This is a genomic window from Cellulosimicrobium composti, assembly GCF_009711085.1.
In the GTDB taxonomy this organism is placed as follows: Bacteria; Actinomycetota; Actinomycetes; order Actinomycetales; family Cellulomonadaceae; genus Cellulosimicrobium; species Cellulosimicrobium composti.
Map to the genome: position 1 here is coordinate 211,177 of NZ_WMKA01000001.1, position 6,964 is coordinate 218,140.

The window sequence follows — 6,964 nt, forward strand, 5'->3', positions numbered from 1 at the left end:
TGACGACGCGAGCGTCAATTGGACACGCTGTTCCGCGGGCTTCGCTCTTCCGTGATCCGCGTGCATTCTTGGACACCGGTACATTTGTTCCGTCGATTTCCGGCCCGGAAATGCCCGGCCGACGATCAGGGCTCGCGGACGGGGGCGGCCTGGGCCGCCGCGGCCCGCGCCTCCTCCTCGTCCAGCCGCGCGAGCGCGGCGCGCTCGTTGCGGTCGGCGCGCACGATCGCGCGCATCGCGACGTAGAAGAGCACGCCGACGCCGATCGAGGGGATCAGCGCCGCGACGGTGGGCCAGATGTCCATGCTGTCGATCCTAGGTCTGCCGCGCGCTACTGCTGCGCGGGCTTCACGAGCGGGAAGAGGATGGTCTCGCGGATACCGAGGCCGGTGAGCGCCATGAGGAGGCGGTCGATGCCGAGGCCCATGCCGCCCGACGGCGGCATGGCGTACTCCATCGCGGTGAGGAAGTCCTCGTCGATGCGCATGGCCTCCTCGTCGCCCGCCGCCGCGAGCAGGGCCTGCGCCTCGAAGCGCTGACGCTGCACGACGGGGTCGACGAGCTCGGAGTACGCCGTCGCGAGCTCGACGCCGCGCACGTAGAGGTCCCACTTCTCGACCTGGCCCCGCACCGTGCGGTGGTCGCGCGTGAGCGGGGAGGTCTCGACGGGGAAGTCGCGCACGAACGTCGGGGCGACGAGGTGGTCGCCCACGAGGTGCTCCCACAGGCCCTCGACGAGCTTGCCGTGGTTGACGTTCTTCGGGTCGAACGAGAGCTCGAACTTCTCCGCGTAGGTCAGCAGCGTCTCGACCGACGTCTCCGGCGTCACGGCCTCGCCCAGCGCGTCCGACAGCGAGTCGTACATCTTCAGCTGCGTCCATTCACCGCCGAGGTCGTACTCCGTCCCGTCGGCGAGCGTGACGAGGGTCGTGCCGAGCGCGTCCTGCGCCGCGCGCTGCACGAGATCCTGGGTGAGCACCGCCATGGTGTCGTAGTCGCCGTACGCCTCGTACGCCTCGAGCATCGCGAATTCCGGCGAGTGCGTGGAGTCCACGCCCTCGTTGCGGAAGTTGCGGTTGATCTCGAACACCTTCTCGACGCCGCCGACCGCCGCGCGCTTGAGGAACAGCTCGGGCGCGATACGCAGGAACAGGTCGATGTCGAATGCATTCATGTGCGTCTCGAACTGGCGCGCGGCGGCGCCTTCCGGACGCGTCTGCAGCATCGGCGTCTCGACCTCGACGAATCCGCGCTCCCAGAAGTTCTCGCGGATCGAGCGCACGACGGCGGCGCGCAGGCGCACGGTGTCCCGGGCGGCCGGGCGCGCGATGAGGTCCACGTAGCGCTGGCGCACGCGCGCCTCCTCCGACAGCTCCTTGTGGAGCACGGGGAGCGGGCGCAGCGCCTTCGCGGCGATCTGCCACGCGTCGGCGAACACGCTCAGCTCGCCGCGGCGCGAGCTGATGACGCGGCCGTGCGCGAACAGGTGGTCGCCGAGGTCGACGTCGGCCTTGAACGCCGCGAGCGACTCCTCGCCGACGACCGCCTGGCTCAGCATGACCTGGAGGCGGTTCCCGGCGCCGTCCTGCAGCGTGGCGAAGCAGAGCTTGCCGGTGTTGCGCAGGAACACGACGCGGCCCGCGACGCCGACCTCGTCCTGCGTCTCCTCGCCCGTCTCCAGGTGCGCGTAGGCGGCCCGCACCTCGGCGATCGTGTGCGTGCGGGGCACGGAGACGGGGTACGCGTCCTCGCCGCGCGCGAGGATCCGCTCGCGCTTCTCGCGGCGGACCTGCATCTGCTCGGGCACGTCGTCGACGTGCTCCTCGGGATCGGGCACGGCAGGAGAGGGGGTTCCGGCGGGGGAGGTCACCCGAGGATTCTACCGGCGCCGCGCACGGGCTCCCGGGCCCGGCGGCTAGGGCTCCCCTAGCGCGACGGCGGCGCGGGGAGCAGGTCGAGCGCGAGGTCGAGGATCGGGGCCGAATGTGTCAGGGCGCCGACGGAGAGGTAGTCGACGCCCGTGCCCGCGACCTCGCGCGCCCGGTCGAGCGTGAGGTTGCCCGTCGCCTCGAGCTCGACCTTCGCGGGCACGCCGTCCGTGCCCTCGAGCACCCGGACGGCCGCGACCGTCTCGGCCAGCACCGGCGTGGGCATGTTGTCCAGGAGGAGGAAGTCCGCGCCCGCGGACACGGCCTCGAGCGCCTGCGCGGTCGTGTCCGCCTCGACCTGCACGAGCACGTCGGGGAACGTGCGGCGGATCGCGTCGATCGCGGCGCTCACCGAGCCGGCGGCCACCACGTGGTTGTCCTTGACCATCGCGACGTCGTACAGGCCCATGCGCTTGTTCGTCCCGCCCCCGGCACGCACGGCGTACTTCTCGAGCGCGCGCAGACCGGGCGTCGTCTTGCGCGTGTCGAGGACCTGGGCCCCGGTGCCGGCGAGCTCGCGCGCCCAGGCACGCGTCGCCGTCGCGACGCCCGACGCGCGGCTCGCGAGGTTGAGCAGCGTGCGCTCGGCGGTCAGGAGCACCTGGACGGGGCCCGTGAGCGCGGCGAGGACGCGGCCCCGGCCCACGGCCTCGCCGTCGGACGCGACGAACGTGACCTCGACGCGCGGGAGCCCGAACCGCTCGGCGACCTGGCGCGTCACCTCCTCGACGACCACGAGGCCCGCGACGACCCCGTCCGCGCGCGCGACGAGGTGCGCGGTGCCGGTGGCCGACGACGGCACGGTCGCCTGCGTCGTCACGTCGCGACCGGGTGCGGCGCCGAGGTCCTCGTCGAGCGCCCGCGCGACGGTCTCGGCGACCCATGCCGTGTCGAGGCCCGGCTCGACGCGCGTCGGGACGCGCGGCGCCGGGGCGTCGGACGAGGGCTCGGGACGGGGCTGGGCAGGGGTGCTCACGGTGCCCCACCGTATCCGCTCGCGGCGTCGCCGACGGCGCCGCGGTCGCCGTGGGTGGTCAGCCCGCGAGCCGCGGGACGAGCGTCAGCGCGAGCGCGCCGACCCCGAACAGCGACGGCGGCCCCGCCCACCACGCGATGCGCCGCTGCTGGCGGGGGTCGGCGCCCGCCGCCCTCAGCTCGGCGCGCCACCGCGTGTACAGGCCGGGGGTCAGCGGCGCGGTCGCGACGGCGAGCGGCGCGTACGCGAGGAGCGCGGGCACGAGGACGACCAGGGCCCACGCCGGGCTCCCCGCGGCCCGGCCCACGGCGTCCCCGAGCGCGACGAGCAGTCCGTAGCCCGCGAGCGCCGCGAGCGACACGGCGAACGACCACGGCCCGGCCCACGCGCCGCGGCGGCCGGCCCGCGGGACCCACCACCGGGCGAGGCGGCGTTCCGCGTCCACGACGACGTCGAGGAGCACGACCCACCCGACGAGCGCGAGGCCCGCGACCAGCACGGCCCACCCTCCGGTCACGGCGGACCCGCTCCAGGCCCGGTCGGTCCCGCGGCCGCCGTGCGGGCCGCGGGGAGCGTCGCGCGCGTCACCGGACGCGCAGCGTCCCGTCGGCGTCGAGCGACACGACGACGCGGCGCTCCCACGCCGGGTCGGTGTCCGGGTGGTCGGTGCGGAAGTGCCCGCCGCGGCTCTCGGTGCGCAGGGCGGCGGCCGCGGTGAGCGCGGTCGCGACCTGGTGCACGTTCGTCGTCTCCCACTCCGCGGCCTGCGGCTGCGCGACGACGTCGCTCGCCTCGTGCGCGTCGGTGCGGACCGCGGCGAGGCGTGCCGCGGCCGCGGCGAGGCCGTCGCCGTCGCGGATCACGCCCGGACCGGCCGAGGCGATCGACTGGATCCGCGAGCGCGCCGCCGCCGCCACGAGCGCGGACGGCCCGGGACGGTCGACCGGCTCGACCTGCTCCAGCTCGCCCGCGGCCACGCGCTCGGTGACCTGCCGCGCGGCGCGGTGCGCGAACACGAGCCCCTCGAGCAGGGAGTTGGACGCAAGCCGGTTCGCGCCGTGCACGCCCGTGCACGCGACCTCCCCGATCGCGTAGAGGCCGTCGAGCGTCGACCGGCCGTGCAGGTCCGTCACGACGCCGCCCGAGTGGTAGTGCTGCGCGGGCGCCACGGGGACCGGCTCCTCGGTCCAGTCGAGCCCGTTCTCCGCGAGCCGCTCGGTGATCGTCGGGAAGCGCGAGCGCAGGAAGTCCGCGCCGAGGTGGCGCGCGTCGAGCAGCACGTGGTCCGAGCCGGTCGCGGCCATCTGCCGCACGATCGCGTGCGCCACGACGTCGCGCGGCGCGAGCTCGGCCATGGGGTGCTGCGCGGGCATGAACCGGTGGCCGTCGGTGTCGAGCAGGATCGCGCCCTCGCCGCGCACGGCCTCGGAGATGAGCGGGAGCTGGCCCTTGGCGCCGAGCCCGAGCCACAGGACCGTCGGGTGGAACTGGACGAACTCGAGGTCGCCGAGCGTCGCGCCCGCACGCAGGGCCGCCGCGATCCCGTCGCCCGTCGCCTGCGGCGGGTTGGTCGAGGAGCGGAACACCTGGCCCACTCCCCCGGTGGCGAGCACGACGGCGCGCGCGAGGACCGCGCCGACGCCGTCGCGCGTGCCCTCGCCGCGCACGTGGAGCGTGACGCCGCACGCACGCGTGACCGGGCCGTCCGGCGTGCCGGTGGAGGACGTGCCGGTGAGCACGTCGAGCACGAGCGCGTTCTCGATGACCTCGATGCCCGGGTCGCTGCGCACGGCGTCGAGCTGCGCGACGAGCGCGCGCGAGATCTCGGCGCCCGTCGCGTCCCCGCCCGCGTGCGCGATGCGGTCCGCGTGGTGGCCGCCCTCGCGCGTGAGCGCGATGTCGCCGTTCTCGGCGCGGTCGAAGTTCGCGCCGCGCGCCACGAGCTCGCGCACCCGCGCCGGGCCCTCGGTGACGAGCACCTCGACCGCGGCGGGGTCGCACACGCCGACGCCCGCGACGAGCGTGTCCGCGAGGTGCGCCTCGGGCGAGTCCTCGGGGTCGAGCGCCGCCGCGATGCCGCCCTGCGCCCAGACCGTCGACCCGGACGACAGCTCGCCCTTCGTCACGAGCAGGACGTGCGGCACGCGCGTGCGCAGCTCGAGCGCCGCGGTGAGGCCGGCGATGCCGGACCCGACGACGACGGCGTCGACCGTCGTCGTCCAGCCCGGCGCCGGGGCGGCGAGGGTCCGGGCGAGCACGGGCGCCGCGGCGCCGGGCGTGCTCACGCGGGGCGCACCACGTCCGCGCCCTCGCGGAACGGCGCGAAGGGCAGGCCGCTCGCCTCGAGGCCGTGGCCCGCGGGCACGAGTCCCGGCTCGTCCGAGAGCTCGACGATCCGGTTGTGCTCGTCCACGAACACGACGTGCGGCAGGTAGGTCCGCGCGTCCGCGTCGTCGAGCATGCCGTAGGCGATGAGGATGACGACGTCGCCCGGCTGCACGAGGTGCGCCGCGGCGCCGTTGATGCAGACCTGGCCCGCGCCGCGCTCCCCCGGGATGACGTACGTCGTCAGGCGCGCGCCGTTGGTGACGTCCACGACGTCGACCTGCTGACCCGGGTAGAGGTCCGCGGCGTCGAGCAGGTCGGCGTCCACGGTGATCGAGCCGACGTAGTGCAGGTCGGCCTGGGTCACCGTCGCCCGGTGGATCTTGCCGATCATCATGGGGCGCTGCAGGGACGCCGGGCGGCGCTGCGGGCTCGGCGGGGTCGGCGCGGTCACGCGGTACCTCCAGGTGCGGGGGCACGGCCGGCGGGGTCGTCGGCCCGGGTCGCGGGCGCGATCTCGACGGTCGCGTTGTCGATGAGTCGGGTGGTGCCCACGCGTGCCGCGACCAGGAGGAGCCCGGGCCCGACGGCGCCGGGCGCCAGGTCCTCCACGGTAGCGGGATCGACGAGCGCCACGTAATCCACCTCAACACCGTCGGCGGCGTCGAGGATTCCCCGCACGGCTGCCAGCACGGCGGGCGCGTCCGCACCCGACGCGGCGGCGTCGGCCCCCGCGCGCAGCGCCCGGCTGAGCGCGAGCGCCTCGTCGCGCTCGGCGGGCGAGAGGTAGGCGTTGCGCGACGAGCGCGCCAGCCCGTCCGCCTCGCGCACCGTGGGCACCGCGACGATCTCCACGTCGAGGTCGAGGTCGGCGACCATGCGGCGCACCGCGAGGAGCTGCTGGGCGTCCTTGGCGCCGAACACCGCCGCGTCGGGCCGCACGAGGTGGAGCAGCTTGAGCACGACGGTGAGCACGCCGTCGAAGTGGCCCGGGCGCGACGCGCCCTCGAGCACCGTGCCGAACCGTCCCGACGTGACGCGCACGACCGGGCCCGCGCCTCCTGCCGACACGGCGAGGTCCGGGTACATCTCGTCCGCGGCCGGGGCGAACACGACGTCGACCGCCGCGTCCGGGCCCGCGGCGGCGAGCAGCGCGACGTCCGCCGCGACGTCGCGCGGGTAGCGCTCGTAGTCCTCGCCGGGTCCGAACTGGAGCGGGTTGACGAAGTCGGTGACGACGACCTGGCCGCCCGGCCCGGCCTCGGCACGCGCGCGGCGCACGAGCTCGAGGTGGCCGGCGTGCAGGGCGCCCATCGTCATGACGACGACGCGCCGCGCGCGCGGGTGGTCCGCGCGCCACGCGTCGAGGGTCGTGCGCAGGTCGGCGCGCGTCGTGACGACGCGCGGGGTGCGGTCCGTCGCGCCGGACGGCGCGGCCGGGGCGCCCGGGACCTCCGGGCGGGGCGAGGTGGTCATGCTGTTCCTTCGTCGTCGTGCGGGTCCTGGTCGCCGTCGGGCCGGGGCCCGCGGGGCGGGCCGTGCGGGCCGTCCGGGGAGGCGTCGTCGAGCGCGTCGAGGACCGCGCGCTCCGCGCCCTCGTCGAGCCGGCCGCTCGCGCGCGCCCGGGCCGCGGCGGCCCGGCCGAGCGCCCGGTAGGTGGGCGGCACGTCGGCCGCGTCGCTCGTCGCGGCGAGCGCGTCGAGGGCGCGCAGGTGCTCGCGCACCGTCCCGACGT

The 6,964-nt window shown here is 75.7% G+C and carries 7 protein-coding genes and 1 pseudogene; all 8 read right to left on the bottom strand.

The genetic code is table 11. From position 1 onward, the window contains the following. Window positions 1–125 precede the first annotated feature (125 nt). A complete protein-coding gene (locus tag GJV82_RS00905; RefSeq protein ID WP_024841932.1) occupies window positions 126–305 on the bottom strand; it encodes a hypothetical protein in 180 nt (59 codons plus the stop codon). 26 nt (window positions 306–331) lie between these two features. Continuing rightward, window positions 332–1,795 carry a lysine--tRNA ligase gene (gene lysS, locus GJV82_RS00910; protein WP_155097936.1) on the bottom strand — a complete coding sequence of 488 codons (1,464 nt, stop codon included), beginning with the start codon at window positions 1,793–1,795 and terminating at the stop codon, window positions 332–334. Window positions 1,796–1,926: 131 nt separating this feature from the next. Next, window positions 1,927–2,904, bottom strand: coding sequence for a carboxylating nicotinate-nucleotide diphosphorylase (gene nadC / locus GJV82_RS00915; RefSeq protein ID WP_318657136.1), 978 nt, complete (start codon window positions 2,902–2,904; stop codon window positions 1,927–1,929). A gap of 58 nt (window positions 2,905–2,962) precedes the next feature. Next, window positions 2,963–3,421, bottom strand: a complete 459-nt coding sequence (locus tag GJV82_RS00920) for a hypothetical protein (RefSeq protein WP_155097898.1) — start codon at window positions 3,419–3,421, stop codon at window positions 2,963–2,965. A gap of 67 nt (window positions 3,422–3,488) precedes the next feature. Beyond that, a complete protein-coding gene (locus GJV82_RS00925) occupies window positions 3,489–5,189 on the bottom strand; it encodes an L-aspartate oxidase (protein ID WP_318657137.1) in 1,701 nt (566 codons plus the stop codon). After that, complete coding sequence (gene panD, locus GJV82_RS00930) at window positions 5,186–5,626, bottom strand: aspartate 1-decarboxylase (protein ID WP_034605323.1); 441 nt, start codon at window positions 5,624–5,626, stop codon at window positions 5,186–5,188. The genes GJV82_RS00925 and panD overlap by 4 nt, the downstream gene beginning before the upstream one ends. 53 nt (window positions 5,627–5,679) lie before the next feature. Then, complete coding sequence (gene panC, locus GJV82_RS00935) at window positions 5,680–6,705, bottom strand: pantoate--beta-alanine ligase (protein ID WP_155097899.1); 1,026 nt, start codon at window positions 6,703–6,705, stop codon at window positions 5,680–5,682. Continuing rightward, window positions 6,702–6,964, bottom strand: a pseudogene (locus tag GJV82_RS19770) (oxidoreductase); the annotation flags it as partial. The pseudogene GJV82_RS19770 and the gene panC, both read right to left, overlap by 4 nt.

What these genes read in the sequence shown, in the direction of transcription:
- GJV82_RS00905 (WP_024841932.1), bottom strand. Translation starts at nt 305, where the DNA reads ATGGACATCTGGCCCACCGTCGCGGCGCTGATCCCCTCGATCGGCGTC.
- lysS (WP_155097936.1), bottom strand. Translation starts at nt 1,795, where the DNA reads ATGCAGGTCCGCCGCGAGAAGCGCGAGCGGATCCTCGCGCGCGGCGAG.
- panD (WP_034605323.1), bottom strand. Translation starts at nt 5,626, where the DNA reads ATGATGATCGGCAAGATCCACCGGGCGACGGTGACCCAGGCCGACCTG.
- panC (WP_155097899.1), bottom strand. Translation starts at nt 6,705, where the DNA reads ATGACCACCTCGCCCCGCCCGGAGGTCCCGGGCGCCCCGGCCGCGCCG.